General features: G+C 57.1%; 18 protein-coding genes and 1 pseudogene. 10 read left to right on the top strand and 9 right to left on the bottom strand.

Annotation, left to right across the window (positions count from 1 at the left end; all coding sequences use genetic code 11):
* Window positions 1-40: 40 nt before the first annotated feature.
* The 4 genes from HZS81_RS10550 to HZS81_RS10535 all read left to right on the top strand — a co-directional run bounded on the left by HZS81_RS10550 (window position 41) and on the right by HZS81_RS10535 (window position 4,274).
* Window positions 41-1,066 (top strand): amino acid ABC transporter substrate-binding protein, encoded by a 1,026-nt coding sequence (locus HZS81_RS10550; protein WP_179930517.1) that lies wholly within the window; start codon window positions 41-43, stop codon window positions 1,064-1,066.
* An 88-nt stretch (window positions 1,067-1,154) separates the two neighbouring features.
* Window positions 1,155-2,348, top strand: coding sequence for an amino acid ABC transporter permease (locus HZS81_RS10545; protein WP_179930516.1), 1,194 nt, complete (start codon window positions 1,155-1,157; stop codon window positions 2,346-2,348).
* 15 nt (window positions 2,349-2,363) lie between these two features.
* Window positions 2,364-3,464, top strand: coding sequence for an amino acid ABC transporter permease (locus HZS81_RS10540; RefSeq protein WP_179930515.1), 1,101 nt, complete (start codon window positions 2,364-2,366; stop codon window positions 3,462-3,464).
* A 48-nt stretch (window positions 3,465-3,512) separates the two neighbouring features.
* Entirely contained in the window at window positions 3,513-4,274 is a 762-nt protein-coding gene (locus HZS81_RS10535; protein WP_277814989.1) for an amino acid ABC transporter ATP-binding protein, read from the top strand.
* Between the two features lie 7 nt (window positions 4,275-4,281).
* Here the strand turns inward: HZS81_RS10535 and HZS81_RS10530 are convergent, their stop codons facing one another.
* The gene (locus HZS81_RS10530; protein WP_179930514.1) at window positions 4,282-5,763 is read right to left on the bottom strand and encodes a sensor domain-containing diguanylate cyclase; all 1,482 of its coding nucleotides are present in this window, start codon (window positions 5,761-5,763) and stop codon (window positions 4,282-4,284) included.
* Window positions 5,764-5,920: 157 nt separating this feature from the next.
* Here HZS81_RS10530 and HZS81_RS10525 point away from each other — a divergent pair, with 157 nt between their 5' ends.
* From HZS81_RS10525 to HZS81_RS18170, 4 genes and pseudogenes are all read left to right on the top strand, one after another.
* Window positions 5,921-6,352, top strand: coding sequence for a host attachment protein (locus tag HZS81_RS10525; RefSeq protein WP_179930513.1), 432 nt, complete (start codon window positions 5,921-5,923; stop codon window positions 6,350-6,352).
* A 123-nt stretch (window positions 6,353-6,475) separates the two neighbouring features.
* A complete protein-coding gene (locus HZS81_RS10520) occupies window positions 6,476-8,323 on the top strand; it encodes a methyl-accepting chemotaxis protein (protein ID WP_179930512.1) in 1,848 nt (615 codons plus the stop codon).
* Between the two features lie 14 nt (window positions 8,324-8,337).
* Window positions 8,338-10,437, top strand: a complete 2,100-nt coding sequence (locus HZS81_RS10515) for a methyl-accepting chemotaxis protein (protein ID WP_179930511.1) — start codon at window positions 8,338-8,340, stop codon at window positions 10,435-10,437.
* 122 nt (window positions 10,438-10,559) lie between these two features.
* Window positions 10,560-12,029 (top strand): annotated as a pseudogene (locus HZS81_RS18170) (methyl-accepting chemotaxis protein); the annotation flags it as partial.
* Here the strand turns inward: HZS81_RS18170 and HZS81_RS10505 are convergent.
* Complete coding sequence (locus HZS81_RS10505; protein ID WP_179930510.1) at window positions 12,007-12,933, bottom strand: LysR family transcriptional regulator; 927 nt, start codon at window positions 12,931-12,933, stop codon at window positions 12,007-12,009. The pseudogene HZS81_RS18170 and the gene HZS81_RS10505 overlap by 23 nt on opposite strands.
* 162 nt (window positions 12,934-13,095) lie before the next feature.
* Here HZS81_RS10505 and HZS81_RS10500 point away from each other — a divergent pair, with 162 nt between their 5' ends.
* Entirely contained in the window at window positions 13,096-13,872 is a 777-nt protein-coding gene (locus HZS81_RS10500; protein ID WP_179930509.1) for a ferredoxin--NADP reductase, read from the top strand.
* Between the two features lie 219 nt (window positions 13,873-14,091).
* Here HZS81_RS10500 and glnK read toward each other — a convergent pair whose 3' ends face one another.
* The 3 genes from glnK to HZS81_RS10485 all read right to left on the bottom strand — a co-directional run bounded on the left by glnK (window position 14,092) and on the right by HZS81_RS10485 (window position 16,199).
* A complete protein-coding gene (gene glnK / locus HZS81_RS10495; protein WP_009098335.1) occupies window positions 14,092-14,430 on the bottom strand; it encodes a P-II family nitrogen regulator in 339 nt (112 codons plus the stop codon).
* Window positions 14,431-14,570: 140 nt separating this feature from the next.
* A complete protein-coding gene (locus HZS81_RS10490) occupies window positions 14,571-15,818 on the bottom strand; it encodes an ammonium transporter (RefSeq protein WP_179930508.1) in 1,248 nt (415 codons plus the stop codon).
* Between the two features lie 42 nt (window positions 15,819-15,860).
* Window positions 15,861-16,199 (bottom strand): P-II family nitrogen regulator, encoded by a 339-nt coding sequence (locus HZS81_RS10485; RefSeq protein WP_075880249.1) that lies wholly within the window; start codon window positions 16,197-16,199, stop codon window positions 15,861-15,863.
* A 348-nt stretch (window positions 16,200-16,547) separates the two neighbouring features.
* On the opposite strand from HZS81_RS10485, the gene HZS81_RS10480 reads away from it, so the two are divergent.
* Window positions 16,548-16,907, top strand: a complete 360-nt coding sequence (locus HZS81_RS10480) for an accessory factor UbiK family protein (protein ID WP_179930507.1) — start codon at window positions 16,548-16,550, stop codon at window positions 16,905-16,907.
* 46 nt (window positions 16,908-16,953) lie between these two features.
* Here the strand turns inward: HZS81_RS10480 and HZS81_RS10475 are convergent, their stop codons facing one another.
* From HZS81_RS10475 to HZS81_RS10460, 4 genes are all read right to left on the bottom strand, one after another.
* The gene (locus HZS81_RS10475) at window positions 16,954-19,035 is read right to left on the bottom strand and encodes a TonB-dependent siderophore receptor (protein WP_179930506.1); all 2,082 of its coding nucleotides are present in this window, start codon (window positions 19,033-19,035) and stop codon (window positions 16,954-16,956) included.
* Window positions 19,036-19,141: 106 nt separating this feature from the next.
* Complete coding sequence (locus HZS81_RS10470) at window positions 19,142-20,080, bottom strand: helix-turn-helix domain-containing protein (RefSeq protein ID WP_179930505.1); 939 nt, start codon at window positions 20,078-20,080, stop codon at window positions 19,142-19,144.
* Window positions 20,077-20,253, bottom strand: coding sequence for a hypothetical protein (locus HZS81_RS10465; protein ID WP_179930504.1), 177 nt, complete (start codon window positions 20,251-20,253; stop codon window positions 20,077-20,079). The genes HZS81_RS10470 and HZS81_RS10465 overlap by 4 nt, the downstream gene beginning before the upstream one ends.
* 213 nt (window positions 20,254-20,466) lie before the next feature.
* The gene (locus tag HZS81_RS10460; RefSeq protein ID WP_179930503.1) at window positions 20,467-22,644 is read right to left on the bottom strand and encodes a TonB-dependent receptor; all 2,178 of its coding nucleotides are present in this window, start codon (window positions 22,642-22,644) and stop codon (window positions 20,467-20,469) included.
* Window positions 22,645-22,756 lie beyond the last annotated feature (112 nt).

The raw sequence follows: 22,756 nt of genomic DNA, 5'->3' as shown, positions 1-22,756 counted from the left end.
TGCATGCATAACGACATTAAATCGAGTAAGGGGAACGACCATGTTGAACAAGAAACACCTAGTCCTACTGGCCTCCACGGGTGCCATTACGTTAGCCGGTGCCGCCACCGCTCAAGCCGATACCTTGGAAGACACCATGGAACGCGGTGCCGTCCAGTGTGGCGTCAGCGATGGTTTGCCCGGCTTTTCTGCACCGGATGACGACGGTAACTGGCAAGGGATCGACGTTGACGTTTGCCGCGCTGTAGCAGCAGCAGTACTCGGCGACTCAGAGGCGGTTAACTACATTTCACTCAACGCAGTGGAGCGTTTCACCGCGCTGCAGTCTGGCGAAGTTGACGTGCTTTCACGCAACACCACCTGGACCACCACTCGCGATACCACTCTGGGCCTTAACTTCACCGGCGTTACCTTCTACGACGGCCAGGGTTTCATGGTGCCTAGCGACCTGAACATTACCAGTGTTGATGAACTCGACGGCGCCTCTATTTGTATCCAGTCCGGCACCACCACCGAGCTGAACCTGGCCGACTACTTCCGTGCCAATGACATGGAATTCAACCCCATCGTCTTTGATACCTCGGAGCAAACCGTAGGTGGCTACCAAGCCGGCCGCTGTGACGTGCTGACCTCCGATACATCGCAACTGGCTGCGCTGCGTATTCAGCTTAGCGATCCCTCAACCTCTATGATTCTCTCGGACGTTATCTCCAAAGAGCCGCTAGGCCCTGTGGTTCGCCAAGGCGACGACACTTGGTTCAACATCGTCAAGTGGTCGCTGTTCGCGATGCTTAACGCCGAAGAGTTAGGCGTTAACAGCGATAACGTGGACGAGATGCTGGAATCTGAAAACCCCAATATCGCGCGTCTGCTGGGCGAAGACGGCAACTATGGCGAAGGCATGAACCTTGAAGCCGATTGGGCTTACAACATCATCAGCCAAGTAGGCAACTACGGCCAAAGCTTCGACCGCAACGTGGGCATGGACTCACCGCTGGAAATTGAGCGCGGCATCAACAAGCTCTGGACCGAAGGTGGCTTACAGTACGCACCGCCGATTCGCTAAGCGTCTCGCTTGACCCCTGGCCCGCCGCTCTTGTTCAAGTGCATGGCGGGCCATCTGATTGACCTTCCGTATAGCGGAGACGCCACCCATGTCTGTACGACCCAACGACGCTCGCCCCGCCGGCCACAAGCCGCCGTTTTGGCGAGACCGCGCTAAACGCGCGCTTATTTTTCAGCTCATTTTAGTCGCCGTTGTCGCGGCTTTCCTGATCTACATTATTGGCAATACCCAAGCCAACCTGGAGGCCCGCGGTATCACCACCGGCTTTGGCTTCCTGAGTGACACAGCCGGCTTTGGTATTGGCCAAACCTTAATCGAGTACTCTTCCCAAAGCAGCTATGGCCGCACCTTCGTGATTGGCTTGCTCAATACGCTGTTGGTGGGTGGATTGGGGGTGCTGGCCGCCTCGATTATTGGCTTTATCGTCGGTATTGCGCGGTTATCGCCCAATTGGCTGATCGCTAAGCTAGCCAACGCCTACATCGAAACCTTCCGTAATATTCCGCTGCTGTTGCAGATTTTCTTCTGGTACTTCGCCGTCCTGCGTACCTTACCCAGCGCCAGAGAGAGCATGGCGTTCGGCGAGGCTATTTTTCTGAACGTGCGCGGGCTGTACCTACCTCAACCGCTGTTTGAGTCGGGGTTCGGGTTGATCCCGGCCACGTTCATTGTGGCAATCGTGGCTAGCATCGCGCTGGTTATCTGGAACAAGCGACGCCACGAAGCCACCGGCAAGCGCTTGCCGGTTTTCTGGATGTCGCTAGTGATTATTTTTGGCCTCCCGCTGCTGGTGTTGGTCGTTACCGGCGTACCGGTCACCTGGGAGATGCCGGTACTGCGCGGCTTTAATTTTGGCGGTGGGATCACCATCATTCCCGAATTTTTAGCCCTGTGGTTGGCGCTTTCTATCTACACCGCGTCGTTCATTGCCGAAATTGTGCGCTCGGGCATCCAGGCCATTCCCCATGGCCAAACGGAGGCGGCACAGGCACTCAGTTTGCCGCGCAAGTTAGTGCTACGTCTGGTGGTGATTCCCCAAGCCATGCGGGTGATTATTCCACCGCTTACCAGTCAATATCTCAACCTGATTAAAAACTCGTCACTGGCCACCGCCATCGGCTACCCCGACCTCGTCTCGGTGTTTGCTGGCACCACGCTTAACCAAACCGGTCAGGCCATCGAAGTGATTGCCATGACCATGGCGGTTTATCTGATCATCAGCTTGCTGGTGTCCATGTTCATGAACTGGTTCAACGCTCGCGTTGCGCTGGTCGAACGCTAGGCCGGAGGCGACTTTATGATTCACAACAAAGATATGATACCTGAGCAGCCGGCCCCGAAAGGCACCATTGGCCCCATCGGCTGGCTACGCGGCAACCTGTTCAACGGCCCCATCAATAGCCTGTTCACGCTATTAGGCTTGTATGTTCTGTATCTGCTGTTGGTGCCAACGATCCAATGGGCGTTTATTAATGCCGACTGGATAGGCGATAGCCGTGAGGACTGTTCACGGGTGGGCGCCTGTTGGGTATTCGTCAATGCCCGCTTTTCGCAGTTCATTTACGGCCTCTACCCCAGCGAGGAGTATTGGCGCGCCAACATTGTCTTTGCCATGTTCGCGGGCATTATTGCCTGGATGGTGATTCCGCGCCTGCCGTTTAAGCGCTGGGTAACCGTGTTTGCCTTGTTGGGCTTCCCGGTTGTTGCCTATGTGCTTTTACACGGCGGCTATTTTGACCTTCCGCGCGTTTCCACCCACCGCTGGGGCGGCTTGATGCTGACGCTGCTGCTGGCAAGCGTGGGGATGATTGGCGCGTTACCCATTGGCATTGTGTTAGCGCTTGGACGACGCTCCAACATGCCCATCGTCAAAACCTTCTGTGTGATATTCATCGAGTTCTGGCGCGGCGTACCGCTCATCACCATCCTGTTCATGGCGTCGGTGATGCTGCCGCTGTTTTTACCCTCAGAGATTAACATCGACCGTCTCATACGTGCCTTGATCGGCTTAACGCTGTTCCAAAGTGCCTACATGGCCGAGGTCATTCGCGGTGGCTTGCAGGCAATACCCAAAGGCCAGGATGAAGCCGCGGCGGCGCTGGGGATGACGTATTGGAAGCGCATGGGCCTGATCATCATGCCCCAGGCGCTAAAGATGATGATTCCCGGTATCGTCAATACGTTTATCTCGCTGTTTAAAGACACCACGCTGGTGATGATCATCGGGCTGTTTGATCTGTTGGGCATCGTGCAAGCGGCGCTTTCCGACTCACGTTGGCTGGGCTTCTCGATAGAGGGCTATGTCTTTGCCGCGTTCGTGTTCTGGATCTTCTGTTTCAGCATGTCGCGGTACAGCCAGTACCTGGAACGCAAGCTAAATACCGGTCATAAGCAGTAATGTCGCTTTTATACGTTTAAACCTTCAGGTTTTGAGTAGGATTTCAATATGACACAAGCAGCCACCAACGCCTCCGACCTGATGGTCGAGATGAACAACGTCAATAAGTGGTTCGGCGATTTCCACGTACTGCGAGATATCTACCTTGAGGTCAAGCGCGGCGAGCGTATCGTGGTGTGCGGCCCCTCGGGCTCGGGTAAATCAACGCTGATTCGCTGTATCAACCACCTTGAAGAGCACCAAAAAGGGGACATCGTCGTGGGCGGTGTGCCGCTGACCCAAGACGTCAAGCGTATTGAGCAGATTCGCCGCAGCGTCGGCATGGTGTTTCAGCACTTCAACCTGTTCCCGCATTTATCGGTGCTGGAAAACTGCTGCATCGCGCCAATGTGGGTGCAGAAAAAGCCGCGCAAAGAAGCGGAAGAACTGGCCATGCAGTACCTGGAGCGGGTTCGCATTGCCGAGCAGGCCACCAAGTACCCGGGGCAGCTTTCCGGCGGTCAGCAGCAGCGCGTGGCGATTGCCCGCTCGCTGTGCATGCACCCGGACGTAATGCTGTTCGACGAACCAACGTCAGCGCTTGATCCCGAGATGATCAAAGAAGTGCTGGACGTCATGGTGGAGCTGGCCGAGGAAGGCATGACCATGATCTGTGTTACCCACGAAATGGGCTTCGCCAAAACCGTGGCCGACCGGGTGATCTTTATGGATCAGGGGCAAATCATTGAAGAAAACGCACCTGAGCCGTTCTTCAATAACCCCCAGTCTGAACGTACTCAGTTGTTCTTAAGCCAGATTCTGGGGCATTAACTTACGCCTAGCGCTGCCAATAGGCGACCACACGGTTACGGCCGCTCTCTTTGGCGATGTAAAGCGCTTGGTCCGCTTGGGCGATGGCCATCGATTGGCAGTGGCCGACACTCCCACCCGGCATCATGGTGGCCACGCCCAGGCTGACCGTCATCGGCACACTGACCTTGCGAGCATTCAGTGTGCCCCCAATGCCGGGCAGGGCATTGAGCACAAACGGGTCCTCGGCAATACAGTTGCGCAGGCGCTCAGCGAGCTGAAGCACCTGGGCTTCACCCAGCTCAGCGGCGACCACGGCAAATTCTTCCCCACCTAAGCGCACCAGGCAGTCATCAGGACGAAGTTCCCCGGCGAGGCGCTTGGCGAGTGTTTTGAGCAGCACATCGCCGGCGGGGTGGCCGTAGCGGTCGTTAATGCTTTTGAAGTGATCAATGTCCAGCAGCAGTAAATACGGGCGCTGGCACTTCTGGCTATCTAATAGCTCACGAATATAACGCACCATGCCACGGCGGTTATGCGCGCCGGTCAACTCATCAAACTCGGCCTCGGTCTGCGCCTGCACTTCGCCTTGTTTGCGCTGCGAAATATCAATCGCCAAGCCGGCTATATCCGCGAGCCGCCCGCCGGAGACGTAATTGGCTTCCAGCACCAGTTCGTGCCAGCGGATTTCTCCTTGCTGGTCGATCAGGCGCACATCTAAACGGCAACTGCTGTTACACACACCGCAGCAGTGGCGCAAAAGCATCCATAGCGCGCGACGGTCTTCTGGCACGATATGAGCTAAAAGCCGCCGTAGCGGCAGCCGGGCGTAATCCGGCGGGTAGCCAAGGGTGGCTAACAGTCCCGAAGAGCACCAAGTAGCGCCACTGGCGGGGTTAATTTCCCAGGCGCCGCAGGCGGCAACACGTTGGAGCAAATCGACCTGCCGCTTGCGACTATTGAGCTGGTGGCGGTAGATCGCTGAGGCAATCAGCTCCGCGGCAATGGTTAATGCTTGCAGCCCGGGGCCTTCCCAAGCCACTTCGTGCTCGCAATCGTCAAACCCGAGTGTGCCCCACCACTGGCCGTTGAGCATAATGGGCACCGTCACCATAGAGCGAATGCTCTGGCTCTCTAGGTGCTCGCGCAGCGAGCCATTAGGCAGTTGAGAGACTATGCAGGTGTGGGCATCACCGCGCGCCCGGCGCGTGACCATATCGGCGTACTCAGGGTCATCAATCGCCGTGGTGAAAAAGCGAAAACGCTTTTGCGTCAACTGGCGGTAGCCAGGCGTGGCAACCCACTCAAACACGTAGTCTTGGAGCACGCCGCTAGCAGAGCGCTCTAACAGCTGAAAAATCCATACGCGGCTAACGCCCGAAGCCTCACCCAGCGCCTCCAACAGCTGGTTCACCCCGTTGCTCCAAAAACGCCGTTGCAGTAACGCCGCGCTACCGGTAGCAAGCGCATCGAGTAAACGTGGGGCATCGGGAGTAAGAGGAGCGGGCATAGTCAGACGCGTCTCAGCATTGTTCAACGCATTGAGCCTAGCACAGTAAGGTTAATTTGCATTAGCGCTGTTCGCTTACGTTTGACCAAATTACAAACGCTTGCCATGGTAAGAGAGACGAAGGTAAGCATGAGCGAAGAAAAGGAGAAAGCGTAAGATGACAACCTACATCGTGGTAGCTGACGCCGCACGCGCACGCATTTTTACCCGCGACGCATTAACGCTAGAAGAACAGGAGAGCTTAGTCCACGCAGAAGGACGCCTACACGAAGGCGATTTGATCACCGACCGTCGCGGTGCGGATGTCCACGAATCCATGTCCTCCACCTCACGCTCCTCCGGTGAAGAAGGTAGCGCGTCACAGCATGAAAACGAGTTATTCGCCAAGGAGGTCGCCCAGCGTCTCTATAGCGCGCGCACAGAAAACCAGATCAGCAAGCTTGTACTGGTTGCCCCACCCAAGTTCTTAGGTCTATTGCGTGAAAAAATCGACGCAACCACACAAAAGCTCATCATTCACACGCTGTCAAAAGACTTAACCAAGTCTTCGCTGGCGAATATTCAAGACGCTGTTAGGGATCTGCGTTAATGACATAAACCGTTTTTCGCTTACAACTAAAGAAGTGGCCATCTCGGCCGATATAGGGGGTTTCCGTCAAAGCCGCGTGGCACACGCGCGGCTTTTTCTTGCCTCCTGATCCTGAGAGCCACCATGTTTGCATCCCTAAGAGTCCGCATCCTGCTCGCTGCTCTAGCGGCGGTCGCCTTCGCCCTTATCGCCAATGGCATCGTTAGCTATTCCACGGTAAAACATCACAACAACGCCCAAATTAGCCGCAATCTCAACGCGGTCGTCAATGGCAACACGCAAGCGCTTAACGAGTGGTTTAATGCACGCCGCTCCATGCTCAAAAGCATGGATGAAGCAGCCCAGAGCGACGATCCACGCGCCGCCCTGCGCCAGCTCACCACCTCCGGCGATTTTATGGCCACTTACATTGGCTACGCCGATACAGGCGAGACGATCTTTTTTAACGGCTGGCAGCCTCCGAGTAACTTCGACCCACGCGAGCGCCCGTGGTACAAGGCCGCCGTTTCCAAGCGGGACACCATCATTACGGCACCGTATGTAGATGCACAGACCGGCGATCTCGTGGTGACCTTTGCCAGACCTTATTATGCAGACGGCGAACTCACCGCCGTGATTGGCGCCGACATCACCATTAACGAGGTGGTTGAGATCGTAGCCAATATCGCCCCGACGGATTCAAGTTTCGCCTTTTTGACCACCGCCGATGGCACCTTGGTGGCCCACCCAAATGCGGAACTCACCTTAGAGGGCGCCGACGTCATCAGTAGCGCCTTAACGCCTGATAAGTTGCGCGCCATTACCCAAGCCGACCAACCCACGCCCATGACACTTGAAGACAGCGATAAACGCCTGCTAGGTGGCAACATCGGCGGTGACAGCGGCTGGCAGTTAATGGTGGCACTCGACGAACATGAAGCCACTGCGGGGCTACGCGCTATCGCCACTACTTCCACCATCACGCTCGTGGTTGTGGCTGCCTTAACGGCTGTCGTGCTTAGCCTGCTGCTCAAGTTGCTGCTACGGCGTTTGCTTTCCGTGCGCGATGCCATGAACAGCATTGCCTCGGGCGAGGGCGACCTCACCCAACGTTTACCCGAAGAGGGCAACGACGAAGTGTCCCAAATCGCCGCAGCGTTTAACCGCTTTGTCGCCACCATGGACGCGGTGCTGCTGGATGTTCGTTCCAGTAGTGAAGCGGTTCACAACGCGGCCACGGAAATCGCCAACGGCGGCCAGGATTTATCGCGCCGTACCGAAAATACCGCCTCTAGCCTGCAACAAACCTCCGCCTCAATGGAGGAGATTACCAGCACGGTCGAGCACACCTCGTCGTCCGCCCAGCAAGCCAACCAGCTGTCGCAGGCTGCATCGGACGTGGCAGCTAAAGGCGGTCAGGCGGTGTCGCAGGTCACGTCGACGATGGAAGACATCGCCCAGTCATCGGGGAAAATCGGCGAAATCGTCACGCTGATGGATAGCATCGCTTTCCAAACCAATCTGCTGGCGCTCAACGCCTCGGTGGAAGCGGCACGCGCCGGTGAACAAGGCCGCGGTTTTGCCGTGGTGGCGGGAGAAGTCCGTAAATTGGCACAACGCAGTACCGACGCAGCTAACGACATCAAAAACCTGATCGAAGATTCCCAAAGCAAGGTTCAAAATGGCACCACGCTGGTGCAAAACGCCGGCGCAACCATGGAAGAAATCGTTACCCACATCACCCGCGTGACCGATGTGCTGGGGGAAATCACCTCCGCCGCCAGCGAGCAAAGCGACGGTATCAGCCAGGTAAACGTGGCAGTGGCCGATCTTGATCGGATGACGCAAGAAAACGCCGCCATGGTGGAGGAGTCGACCACCGCAGCCGAGCAGCTCAAAGATCAGGCCGATCATCTCACCGATGCCATCAGCCGCTTTAAGCTATCGCAGAGCGATTCAGCGCCAGCACTCAATGCCCCTAAAGCGTATTGATTGGGAGGTCGTTGATGCACTTTCGTTCGTTACGCACCTTCGTCCTCGCCCTGGCCGGTCCGTGTTTGCTAGCGATTGTGGTGGTCCTGGTGGTTTACAACCTGATCGCCACCTCGCGCACCCAGCAGACCGTGGAACAACACACCAGCGAGCTGTTGGAAAGCGCCTTGGGAGCCCGCCTGGACGCGGTGGCCAGCGCTGAGGGTGAGCGCATCCGGCGCGAACTGGACAACGCTATGACGCTGGCCACCCAGCTGGCCGACACCAATGCGCTGATCAGCCAGGAGGACGATGAAGGCCTGAAAGCGCTGTGGTTGAGCCGCCGCCAGCTGTCCAACTTGGTGCGCAACACTGTTGCGCAAAACCCCGCGCTGCTGGATGCCTTCATTGGCTGGGAGCCCGACGCCTTCGGCAACGATGAGCGCTTTGCCGGTGACGAGCGCTACGGCCACGACGGCAGCGGGCGCTTCATGCCCTGGTGGTACCGCACCGACGACGGCGAGTTAGCGGTGCTGCCGCTAGGCGACACCATGGAAAGCCAATCGCTGATGGCCTCAGGCGTACGCGAAGGCGAATACTACCTTTGCCCCCGCGAAACGCTGGCGCCGTGCATCATCGATCCCGCGTCTTACGACTACGACGGCGAGACGCTACTGGTGACTTCCTTCAACGCGCCGATAGTAGTGGATGGCGAATTTCGCGGCTCTGCAGGCGTGGATCTATCACTCAACTTCATTCAGGAACTCCTTGAAGAGGCCAACCAATCGCTCTACGACGGCGCTGGACGGATGGCGCTGGTGGCCGGCCGAGGCGGTCTAGTGGCGGACACCCAAGGCACCGAGGCGTTGGGTGAGCATGCCGAGGCTGTGCTTGACGACAACGTGCTGGAGCGCGTGACCACCACGGCTCAACAACAGCGCCTACAAAGGGGGACGCACGACGGCATGATGGAACGCTACCAGCCGATCACTATCGGCGACAGCGAATTGCCTTGGGTATTAATGGTACAGCTGCCTGAAGAAGCCGTGTTGGCCGACATTAACGCCCTGCAAAACGTGCTGAGTGAGCAGCGTCGGCACGATACCATGGTCATGACCTTGGTAGGCCTCATCGTCACCGCGCTGGGGCTATTGGCGCTGTGGTGGATAGGCGGCCGTATTGCCCACCCGCTCAAGCGTCTCGCCAGCCGTATGCAAGAGATCGCATCAGGCCACGGTGACCTTACTCAACGCTTGCCGGTACATGGCCGCGACGAAAGCGCGGCGGTAGCGGAACAGTTCAATGCGTTTGCCGAAAAGATCCAAACCATCCTGCTCGACGTTCAGCGCAGCAGCGCCTCGGTGAACCACGCCGCCAATGAAATCACCCAGGGCGGTCGCGATCTATCACGTCGCAGCGAGCAAGCGGCTGCCAGCCTGCAACAGACGTCCTCTGCCATGGAGGAAATCAGCAGTACTGTGGCCCACACCACCAGCGCCTCGCAAGAAGCCAGCGGCCTTTCACAAAACGCCTCGCAATTGGCGGGACGCACCGATGCGGCCTTTGAGCAGGTAGTGGCCACTATGGATGATATTCAAACCACTTCCGGTGAGATTCAAAGCATCGTCTCCGTAATTGACGGCATCGCCTTCCAAACTAACCTGCTCGCCCTGAACGCCTCGGTGGAAGCCGCCCGCGCCGGCGAACACGGGCGTGGGTTTGCCGTCGTCGCCGATGAGGTACGCAAGTTGGCCTCACGCAGCAGCGACGCCGCCAAGGACATTCGCCAACGCATCGACGCCTCGGCCAGTAAGGTAGAAAGCGGCACCAAAATGGTGCGCGATGCCGAAGCCGCCATGCACGAGCTCGCTGATAGCGTCTCCCGAGTCACGCAGATGCTGGGCGACATCAGCACCGCTGCCAGCGAGCAAAATGACGGTATCAGTCAGGTCAGCACGGCGGTTACCGACCTGGACCAAATGACCCAGCAGAACGCCGCCATGGTGCAGGAATCGACCACCGCTGCCGAGCAGCTAAAAGACCAGGCCGACCACCTTGCCGAGCTAGTCAGTGGGTTTACTCTGGAATCGGGCCGTCAGGGCTCAGCGTTACCCGCGCCGGAAGCACGCCGCTAAGATTACACTTCACTTGATCCCCGACGGTGGTTCACGCAACCGCTAACAATCCACTCCCACCTACCGAGGCCTTGTTTTAGGCCCCGCGTCGTCATGAGTCCTTCATTAACGTGACCTAAGATACCCGGCAACTGATATCCATCGCACAGGGTAACGCCCTGGCTATCGAAGAATGGGTGGCCGCCCGCGCCGCCATGCTGGAAGCGGCTCGCACGCCCGTGATCGAAAATGACTCACTCGCCCCCCTCAAACAGTTAGCCCAGTCAGGCGGGTTTATCGCCGCCTATTACGGTCAACCCGATGGCAGTCACCTGTCTTCTGATGGCTGTATACCGCCCGATGACTATGATCCACGCCAGCGCGCCTGGTACCAAACGGCCACGGAAAAGGATAGAACTTTTGTCTCGCTGCCCTACGTGGACGCTAACAGTGGCCGCATGGTGGTGACCTTTGCCACGCCGGTGAAGCGTGATGGGCACCTATATGGCGTTATCGGTGGCGAGGCGTTAATCGCTCACCCCGACGCTGCGCTGACCTGAGCCGCTGAGCCAAATCAGCGAGGCCTTGACCCCCGCCGCTATCGAACAGCTGAGCGCTACCCAAGAGGCCTGGGAGTCCGTTCAGGTCGACGGGCAGACCAAGCGGCTATCGGTAACCCCCATCGCCGGCACCAATTGGGAGCTCGGCGTGGCCTTGGACGAACACGAGGCCACCGCCGGCCTGCGCGCCATCGTGAAGTCCTCGTCGATGACACTGCTGGCTATTATCGCCGTCACTGCGCTGTTGCTAAAACATCTGCCTCTACCAGCACCGTGCAACACACCGCTGCCTCGGCACAGGAAGCCAATAAGCTCTCTCAAACCGCCTCAGGGGTAGCCAACGAAGGCGGAAAGGTCGTAGCGAATGTAGTGACCACCATGGAAGACATTACCCACGCGTCGGATAAGATCGGTGACATCGTCACGTTAATGAACAGTATTTCGTTTCAAACCAACCTGCTGGCACTCAACGCCTCGGTGGAAGCCGCCCGTGCTGGCGAGCATGGCCGCGGCTTTGCCGTAGTCGCTGATGAGGTACGCAAATTGGCGGGACGCAGTAGCGATGCCGCCAACGATATTAAAAAACTGATTGAAGACTCTCAAAGCAAGGTGAATAACGGCACTACTTTGGTGCGAAATGCAGGCGCTACCATGGAAAATATCGTCGTGCATATTACCCGGGTGAGCGATGTACTTGAGGAAATCAACGCCGCGACCAGTGAGCAAAGCGATGGCATTAAACAAGTTAACACCGCAGTTGCTGAGTTGGATCACATGACCCAAGAGAACGCCGCCATGGTGGAAGAATCCGCCACCGCCGCTGAACAGCTGAAACAACAGGCCGATCACCTGGCGGGCACCATTAGCAGCTTCAAGCTGTCTCAAAATCCATTTCAAAAACTGGCTCAACACTCACCGGCGTCATTGGCGCCAAGCGTTGGGGAAGGTGTTGAGAACAGCTCTGGAGAACGCTCTGGGTCTGGGGAAATGGCTGGGCAAAGCTTAGCGCAATCTAAACGCCTTGGGGCGACTAGGGAATTGGCGGCAGTGTAATGTCATCGCTGCGCTTGGCGCCCGCGGTCATTTCGCGGCACAAGCGCAAAAACTCGCGTACCCCGGTGGTGAGGTACTTTTGTCGGTGCCAAATAAACGTGAACTGACGCTTCAAATCGAGCTCCGGCGTGGGTAGCGGTACCAAGCTCCCACGCCGGAAGGCGTCGCGCAGCGCGAGCCGGGAGATACAGCCAATCCCCAAGCCGGACTCCACCGCCCGCTTAATGCCTTCGGTGTGCTCAAGCTCAAGCAAGGTGTTAAAACGCCCCCGGCGATGGCGGGCGGCCTGCTCCAGGGTTAGCCGCGTGCCAGAGCCCTCCTCGCGCATGATCCAGTCCTCGCGCAGTAACTCATCGAGCTCTAAATGCTCGCGTCCGGCAAGCGGATGTCGCGGTGAGCAGAACACGCACAGCTCGTCTTCGACCCAAGGCTGACTAATAATCCGCTCATCGTCGCACAGCCCTTCAATCAGGCCGACATCGAGCGTGTGCTGGCGCACCCCCTCGATAATATGGCGGGTATTACGCACCGCCAACCGCGCCCGGCTCCCTGGGTGGCGCTGCATGAAGTCGCTAATCAGCAGTGTCGCCAAGTAGTTGCCGATAGTGAGCGTGGCCCCCACATCCAGCTCTCCCACGCCCTTTTGGCCGCGTAGCAGCTCTTCAATCTCCTCACCACGATCAAGCAGCGCGACCGCTTTGGGTAACAGTTGAAAGCCTAGCGCATTGAGCTTTAAGCGCTTGCCCAAACGATCAAGCAGCAGGCAATCGAACTGGCGCTCAAGCTCAGCCAGCGCCGTGCTCGCGGCGGATTGGGAAAGCGACAATGCCTTTGCTGCATGGGAAACACTTTCGTGCTGTGCCACCGCCACAAAGACTTCAAGCTGGCGCAAGGTAAAGTGCATAAAAACTGACCTATATCTATATACTAGATAAACGTTATCAATATAATTCGCTTAACAGATATACCATGCTTTTTTAGACTTAGCAGCAACACTTAAACTATTTCTTATTCTTTTTAAGCATATTGAGCCGGTGCGTTAGCGCGGCATACATGAGGAGCCATTATGAGCAAATTTGCCTTGGAAGAAGTGCTCAGTGTTCACCACTGGAATGACACGCTATTCAGCTTTCGCACCACGCGCGAGCGCAGCCTGCGCTTTAAAAACGGCCAATTTGTAATGATTGGTTTGGAAGTCAACGGTAAACCCTTGATGCGCGCCTACTCCATCGCCAGCCCCAACTATGAAGACCATTTGGAGTTTTTCAGCATCAAGGTGCCAGATGGCCCGCTCACCTCGCGTTTGCAGCACTTAAAAGTGGGCGACCAAATCATGGTCAGCCGCAAGCCCACCGGCACGCTAGTGACCGATGACCTGCTGCCCGGCCGCAACCTGTACATGCTATCCACCGGCACCGGCCTTGCGCCTTTCCTGAGCCTGATTCAAGACCCGGAAGTCTACGAACGGTTTGAAAAAGTCGTGCTGGTCCACGGCGTGCGCGAAGTCTCCGAGCTGGCTTACGCCGACTTTATCACCAAGGAGCTGCCAGCCCATGAGTACCTGGGCGAAGAAATCGCCGAGAAGCTCGTTTACTACCCCACGGTAACGCGTGAAGATTTCCACACCATGGGCCGTCTCACTGACCATATCCGTACCGGCAAGCTGTTTGAAGACACCGGCCTTCCGCCCATCGACCCACGCCAGGATCGCGCTATGATCTGCGGCAGCCCCGCCATGCTCGACGACACCAGCGCCCTGCTCGATGAGCTTGGCTTGAATATCTCGCCACGCATGGGCGAGCCGGGTGACTACGTTATTGAACGTGCGTTTGTCGAGAAGTGAGGCGTCAATGGTGAGTGGTAAGTGGTGAGTGGTGAATAGAAAAAGTCTAGCCGCTATAATGATCGCATCACGCATACAAAGCCCCTGCTGGAGATGATCCACAGGGGCTTTGTGCTACGTACTACTTTTTCCTACCACTTACTACTTTCTACTACTTACTACTCCCTACTTACTACTCACCACTCCCTACTCACTTCTTACAGTTCACAGTTCACAAATTTAAACCGCGTCTTTGCCCGTTTCACCGGTACGAATACGGATCACCTGCTCAAGCGGCATGACAAAGATTTTGCCATCGCCGATTTTGCCGGTATTCGCTACCTGCGTAATGGCATCGATCACCTGCTCGGCCATGTCGTCGTCCACGGCCACTTCCAGCTTCACCTTGGGCAGGAAATCCACCACGTACTCGGCGCCTCGGTAGAGCTCGGTGTGGCCTTTTTGGCGGCCAAAGCCTTTCACTTCCGTCACGGTAATACCTTGCACACCGATATCGGAGAGCGATTCGCGCACGTCATCAAGCTTGAACGGCTTGATAATGGCAGAAATTAGTTTCATGGAAGATGTCCTCTAGCGCTTGTGAGTCACACGTTTACGTTAACCTATCAAGCATACACCGCCATCGCACAAGAATAAAAAAGCCTCCCCGAAGGGAGGCCAAGAGGAGCACGCCAGCTCACTCGGTTAGCGCTAGGAAATTACTTCCCCACGCCAAACTCAGGGTAGGCTTCGAGACCGCACTCGGCGATATCGACACCTTCGTATTCTTCTTCTTCGCTCACGCGGACGCCCATGATCGCCTTGATGATCAGCCAAACGATCAGGCTGGCAATGAAGACCCAGGCGAAGATACCGACGATACCGATGATCTGCGCGCCGAAGTTGGCACCGTCATTAGAGAGCGGCACCGCCAGACAGCCCCAGATACCGACCACGCCGTGTACTGAGATCGCACCGACGGGGTCGTCCAACTTGAGCTTATCGAGCATCACGATGGAAGCCACCACGATCACGCCACCGACCATACCGATCAGCATCGCGCCAATGGCAGAAGGCGCCAGCGGCTCAGCCGTGATCGCTACCAGCCCGGCCAGCGCACCGTTAAGCGCCATGGTGAGATCCGCCTTACGGAACCACAGCTTGGCCAGAATCAGCGCGGCAATCACACCACCCGCAGCGGCGGCATTGGTGTTCACCAACACCTGCGCCATGTTGTTGGCCGAGGACACATCGGAAACTTTCAGCTCAGAGCCACCGTTGAAGCCAAACCAACCCATCCACAGGATGAAGGTACCCAGTGTCGCGAGCGGCAAGTTGGCGCCAGGAATCGCGCGGATAGAGCCGTCTTTGCCGTACTTGCCTTTGCGCGGCCCGAGCACCAGCACACCTGCGAAGGCAGCGGCAGCACCGGCTAAGTGGACGATGCCTGAACCGGCATAGTCAGAGAAACCAACGGCCGAGAGCCAGCCACCACCCCAAGTCCAGTAGCCAGACACCGGGTAGATAAAGGCGGTCATCACCACCGTGAAGGCAAGAAACGCCCAGAGTTTCATGCGTTCGGCCACCGCACCAGACACAATCGACATGGCCGTCGCCACAAAGACCACCTGGAAGAAGAAGTCAGCGCGCATAGAGTAGTACGGCGCGTCGTCACCGCCCGCGGTTACCGCATCGACGCTATTTTCACCGCCGAGCAAGAAGCCTAAGTTGGGCAAAAAGCCGCCTGCGCTGCTGGAGTACATGATGTAATAGCCCACCACCAAGTACATAGTGCACGCAATCGCAAACAGCGCGACGTTTTTGGTCAGGATTTCGGCGGTGTTTTTGGAGCGCACAAGCCCTGCTTCTAACATGGAGAAGCCGGCGGCCATCCACATCACCAACACACCGCAGATTAAGAAATAAAAGGTATCGAGCGCGTAACTCAGCTCAGCAAACTCATTCATATGAAGTTCTCCATCTGACTAGAAAAGAGGCGTTGGCGAGCTTTATACGGCGTCACCGCCACGCTCACCGGTACGAATGCGGATCACGTCTTCCAGCGGCGTAACGAACACTTTACCGTCGCCAATTTTGCCGCTGTTCGCCGCGCTGCAGATAGCATCGAGTACTGTTTCCAGGCGCGAGTCATCGACAGCGACCTCTACTTTGACTTTGGGTAAAAAGTCGACAACGTATTCCGCGCCACGATAAAGCTCGGTATGGCCTTTCTGACGGCCAAAGCCTTTTACCTCGGTCACGGTAATGCCTTGAACGCCGTTATCGGCCAGCGCTTCGCGCACGTCGTCGAGCTTGAACGGCTTGATGATGGCGGTGATGAGTTTCATCCCGTATCTCCCTTGCGTGGTTAACAAGTGCTGGCAAAAGCAGCATGGGCTGCCTGCGCCAGGTGCTTGCCCTGCCTAATGCGTATTGCGTGCCACATAAAAAAAAATCTTTCAAAAACAAAAATATAAAAACCATCATTTAGGCTGTGTATGCCATAAAAAGCACCATGCCGCGTCACATGTTTTTCTAACGCACCAAAAAAACGCAAAGCCCCAACTGCCCTGCACCATTACAATGCAGCGAATTCCACACGATAATTTTGCCCGATTCACCGCCGGGAGCATGCGCGAAAGCCCCGGGTTGCGTATCCTTACGGGAGTGACTTACCACTGAGAAAGGAGAGAGCCATGATGCCTCACGACCGTATCGGCCAGCTGGCGCAGCAAATCGGCGACCGCCTGCAGAACGCCTCGCAAGCGCCGGAAGATATTCAAAAAGGGGTGCATCAAGTCGTGCGCGGCGCTTTTGATCGCCTGGAGCTTGTCTCGCGGGAGGATTTCGACATCTTGATGGACGTACTGCAGCGCACCCGCTCTCGCGTCGAAGCGCTGGAAGGCCAAGTTGCTGCACTGGAGGCCGCTATCGATGCCAAAGAAGGGCGCACGAGCGAACCAACGCCCAGCGAAAGCGACACCGCAGAAAACGGCCCAGAAAGCTCCCGTGCCGAAGAGCAGCGTTCTGAAGACCAACGTTCTAAAGATAAGTAACATGCCAAAACGGCCCCGAAGGGCCGTTTGAGAGCGCTAATTAGGCTCAGAAGTTGTAGCTGACTGTCGCTTTGACGCTGCGTTCGGCGCCGAAGTAACAGAAGTTCAGATTATTGCAGCCGCCTACATAGTCTTCGTCGAGCAGGTTGGAAACATTGAGCCGCGCCGAAACACCGTCAAGACCCACCTTTTTCAGGTCATAGCCCAGGGTGGTATCCACCAGGGTGTAGTCAGGCAGCTTCTCGGTATTGGCCTCGTCTACGTAGATGTCAGCGTAGTAACGTACGCCGAGGCCAGCATCCAAGCCCGCGAGGGCACCTTCCTGGAAGCGGTACTGACCCCATACCGAAGCCTTGTGACGGGGCACCCAGTTGTCAGTATTGCCCTCGTTGGCATCACTGGTCTTCTCGAGGGTCACGTCGGTATAGCTGTAGCCGGCCTGCAGACTTACGTTGTCGGTAAGCTGGCGTTGCGCTTCCAATTCAACGCCCTGCGACTCAATCTCGCCGGTGGCACGGAAGAAGGTCTCACTGGCACGCTTAGTCGCCAGGTTCTCTTGGGTAATGTGGAAGAGCGACAGGCTGTAACGATCCTGGGTACCAACCGGTTGGTATTTCAGCCCGGTCTCGACCTGCTCGCCCTCGGAAGGTTCTATCAGATCACCATTCTGGTCGACGGAAGAATTGGGACTGAAGGAAGTGGTGTAGCTGACGTAGGGCGACAGGCCATTGTCAAATAAATAGAGCACGCCTGCGCGACCACTGAACTGGGTGTCGTCCAGCTCGCTCTTAGCCCCGCTGTCGTGATCGGTATTGGCAATATCCACCCAATCGTGGCGACCACCCAGGTTCAGGCGCCAGTTGCCCAGGGCCAGCTGGTCCTGGAGATAAACGCCAGTTTGTTCGAGCTCGCGTTGGCGGCGGTTGTCCGCATACATGGCAGTGGGGTCGGCGCCATATTGCGGGTCGAAAGCATCGATGGCAGGAAACGCACCCGAGCCCCAGACGACGTCATTGTCCCGCTGCTGGTAGTCAAGACCAGCCAGCAATGTATGCTCCACAAAGCCGGTGGTCAGGTTCGCTTCAAGCTGATTGTCCACTGCTAGCGCCTGAAGCGATTCGTCGCCGCTGGAGTAGTAGCGATTCAGCTCGGTGGCATTGGCCCAGCCGAAAGCATAGACCTGCTCGAGTTCGACGTCAGATTCCGTGTAGCGCAACGACTGACGGCCGGTCAGGTTATCGCTGAAGCGATGCGCCAGTTCATAGCCGAGCATGGTCTGGTCGCGCTCAAACTTATCGAAATCGTCTTCGCCCTCAAAGAAGGTGTTGGCAATCCGGCGGCCGTTGCGATCCTCGCCCGTGCCCTCGAAGGGCAATCCCGAGTGATACCCGCCTTCCGGATCCTGGTGCAGATAAGCGTGCAGGGTGAGACTGGTGGCATCAGTGATGTCCCAGGTCAGCTGTGGCGCCAAGGCATAGCGCTGCTCCTCCGCGGGGCCGAACTGGGTATCGGCGGCGCGGCCGAGGCCGGTCAAGCGGAAGGCGACGCGACGCTCGGCATCCAGTGGCCCGGTGAGATCGAAGGCAACGCTGCGATGGTCGTTATTACCTACGCCAAGCCGCAACTCGCCGCTATGCTCGAATTCGGGGCGCTTTCGGGTCTGGGCTACCAGGCCGCCGGGTGAGGCACGCCCGTAGAGCACCGAGGCCGGCCCCTTGACCACCTCGATGCTCTCCAGGAAGTGGGGATCAATGACTAGCGAGTTGAAAGAGCCGCCATCGCTCATCACCTTGAGACCATCCAGATAGGTGTTGCTGACGCTGCCATCGGTGAAGCCGCGCAGGACGAGGTAATCGTAACGATTGGAGGCGCCGATCTGGTTGGTGTAGACGCCGGGCGTGTAGCTGGCGGCACGCTGGACGGTCTCGGCTCCCCTCGTCTCCCAGGTCTCGCGTTCAATCACGGATACCGTCTGGGGTGTCTCGACGAACGGTGTCTCAGTCTTCGTGGCCGCCTGAGCCGTGACGGTAAGCGGGTCGAGTTCGTCATTTTGTTGGGCGTTGGCCGTCAGGACAGTACTTGAAGCGGCAAGCGATACCGCCAGCGCCACAGGGCGTGGAATCGGCATAGGGACGTTTCCTGCATAGTGAAAAGGGTTTCGCGTGTAATGAGAATTGTTACTTTTTGAAGGCCAAACAAGGTATGCAAGATGCTCAACCGGCTATGCGCGGTGCTCAGCTTATACGCGACAGGGAACTTGGCGAGTAACCAAAGCGACGCCGAAAGGCGGTGGCGAAGTTGCTAGCGTGACGATAGCCGGAGAAGTGCGCCGCCTGCTGTACGCTGTACCCCTTGTGAAGGTAGCCGCAGGCTAGGCTCAACCGGCATTCGCGCAGATAATCAAACACCGAGCAGCCAAAGGCTGCGCGGAACTTACGTCTCAGGCTGGCAGGGCTCATAACGGCCAGCTCGGCCAAGGCCTCAAGGCAGTAAGACTGGGCTGGGTCATGGCGCAGAGTATCGCGCACCCGTTCCAGGCGCTGACGCTCACCGGGGGCTGAAAACGAAATGCCCTTGGCGGGCTCCCCAGGAAAGAGACCATGGGCCAACAGTTGCAACCCAAGGCCTTCAAGAAGCAAGCCCTGCGCTGGGCTTGCCAGAGGCACTGCCAGGGCTTGTTCCAGGCTTTCGCGCAAAGCAGGCGGCAGGTGCCAAGAGCGCATGCGCGAGTTATGCTCGTTTGAAGCCCTCTCGCCCAGCTGGTTCAGGCGCGTCTCGTCGAGCCCCAGGGTAAGGGCGCGCAGGCGCTGACCTGCCGGCTGGACAGCCTGTAAGCCATGATAAGCATCAAGGCGAACACTCAAGGCCATGCCCGGTGTAAGAGCCAGGGTTTCGCGCGCCAAGTTAACCTCGGCATGCCCTTCCAGTAGGACGATGATGGATAGCGGAGACGTCGTCCGGGAACAGGATTCGTAGCGATGCAACACCTCCACATCGGAGGCGACCAGTTGCATCCCCGGCCCTAAAACACGCTCCTGCACCACGCCACGCAACACTGGTACATCGGCCTGAAGTGAAAGTGCTGGCACTCGGTACTCCAGACCATAACGCCGACCATAGACCTGCAGATCGCGCGGGGTATGTTGGCGAACGGTGCCGCGGGTCAAACTCACCAGCGATACGCCAGGCTGCCGACCACCACCATGGTGTCGTTTTCTCCTATCTCTTCTTGGGCTTGAGCCTGAATTGGTAGGGTGGCAAAGGCACCAGCGGCAGTAATACCGAAGGCGCAGCGAATAGCGAATGTCAGCGGGTGTAAGCCGACAATAATACGGGAGGGGGACATCAGGACATGCCTCTGTTCAGGGACGACAAGGAGTTGCAGCGGGCGATACCATCCAGGCAATTCGCACATAGTAATTATTACTATTTAGATTAACAATGAAGTGTTTTTCATTCCCTACAAACTCTTATTCCTTTCAAACACCGCCCCCGGCAAGGCTCGGGCGGCGGTATACTGATCACGATCGTGGATTAGAAGTGATAGCGACGGGCCGCCTCAGTACGCCAGCGACCAAGTCACGTTGTAGGTACGACCTCGCCCCTGATAATCATAGAGATATTCTGGACCATAATAGGGCGAATAAAACATCGTGGCGCGCTGTCCCCAAACCGTGGAGTAACTCTCGTCAAGCAGGTTCTGCACGCCGAGGCTGAACTTGCCAACATCCGTCTGCTTGCTCAGCGCGAGATCAAGGGTGGTATAGCCATCGATTTCACGGTCGGCGGCGTCTTCCAGATCAAAGGCGTGGTTGGCCTGCAGGCGCGCCGAGCGCACGTAGTCTGTCCAGCCGATAAAGGCCGTGGCGGAGGAAAGAGAGGCATAGCGGGCATCGCGCTTCTTCCAGCTGCCCGTATTGGCTTTTTGTTCGGAACGCACCAGATGCAGCGTGCCGCCAACTTCAAAGCCGTTGTCGAAGTAGCGGGTTACAGCACCCTCGAGTCCATAATCACGCTTTTTGTCGTCAACCACCGTGACGCTCAGGTCCTGGGCATTTTCGACGGCCTTGTCGGACCAAGCATAATAAAGCGCAGCCTGCGTCATCCAATCGCCGCCCTGGTAACGCCAGCCGAGTTCGATCTGGTCCGTCTCGATGGCGGATAGCGGGTTTTCGGCGACACTGACCTCGGCGCTTTTGCCATAGTACTTGGCCGGGTCGGGCAGCTCGAAGCCTTGGCTGTAGCGCAGCCAATTCTGATGGCCGTTGCCGAAGTCATATAAGGCGCTGGCGTTTAGCAGTGTGGCATCATAATCGTTCTCACCGCCGGGAATGGCATTGAAGTCGCCCACCTCAACATCCGTGTGCTGTCGCCGCACGCCCGCTGAGAGTGCGAGATTCTCTGTCGCCTGCCAATCACCCTGGGCAAAAGCCGCGAGCGTATCGACCCGATAATCAGGATAGCGCGGCACGACATTGACAGCGTCTTGAACGAGCCCGCCGGTGGCATCCGAGTCGCTCTTGTCAAAGATCATCTGGTTAGCATCGAAGCGCTCGCGATCATAGTCCGTACCATAGGTGAGCGAGACGCTGCCGGTCAGCTCAACATCAAATAGCGCCTTTAATCCGCTCAACTTGGTATTTTGCTTAGACGCGCGAAACTCGGAACCGCCGCTAACCGGGTAAGGGAACGCCTGGAAGCTGGCTTCCTCTTCGCGATGGAAGGCTTGCAGATAGAAATTCTGGCCCAGTAGATCGGCGTGATGATACTGCAGGTTGACCATGTGGCGATCAGTGGCCGGATCACGATCCGATTGATATCCATCGCGGATCTTAGCGTCATCAAGATTGGGGGTAGCGGCATCCAGGTTGGGGAAGTAGACCCCGCGATCCCCCTCGAAGCGTGAACGATAAATCTGCGCGCCGAGCTCCAGTGTCTGGTCGGCAGCTAGGTTCACGTTTAGGTTACCCAGCACGTCAATGCTGCGATTATCCTGCAGATCAGTCTGGGCAATGTCTGGAAAAATCTCGTCGCCGTTGCCGTCATAATGACGTCCATTGTCTCGCAGCGCTACACCGAGGTACCCCTGAACCCGCTCGTTGCCACCACTGACGGATTGAGCGATGCGTTTATTGAAATCGTCGCTGGCATTGAAGCTCGTGGTGAGACCGACCTCGGTGCGCCAAGCGGGACCACCTGCATCGCCCTTGCGTGTAATGATATTGATGATCCCACCGGTGGCTCCGCCGCCATAGAGGCTACTTGCACCGGAGAGAACCTCCACGCGTTCGATGTTAAAGGGATCGATAGAATCGAATTGACGAGACAAGCCTCGGGAGCTATTAAGCGAAACACCATCAATCAGCACCTGTACGCTGCGCCCGCGCAGGTTCTGACCATAGTTAGTGCGCCCTTGGGGAGCAAGGTCGAGTCCCGGCACTAACTTGCCCAGCGCAGTTTTTAGATCGGCGCCGCTTTCGATCTGCTCTTGTAGCTGCGCATCGTCAACCATCCACACAGTGCCAGGGATCTGGTTGATCTGGGTGGGCGTGCGCGAGCCGACCACCACCATGGTGTCGTTTTCTCCCTTCTCCTCTTGGGCCAGCACAGGCGACGCACCAAGAGCAAAACTACCGGCCGCTGAGGCGCACAGCGCCCATCGAATGGCGATGGCCAGCGGTTTATGCGGTGCTAATTGCGGGGACGGTGAAACAACGGTGAACAAAGAGTAAAACATGAGACGCAGGCCTCTGTTGATATCGTTGTGGGTGATTACTCGGTATTAAATGATAATCACTGCCATTAAAAATGGCAACGCTAACCATCCTCATACACAAATGCGTTTGATA

Source organism: Vreelandella salicampi (assembly GCF_013415105.1).
GTDB classification, from domain to species: Bacteria; Pseudomonadota; Gammaproteobacteria; order Pseudomonadales; family Halomonadaceae; genus Vreelandella; species Vreelandella salicampi.
Note: the sequence above shows the minus strand (reverse complement) of the source record. Positions and strands in the feature narration are given on the sequence as shown.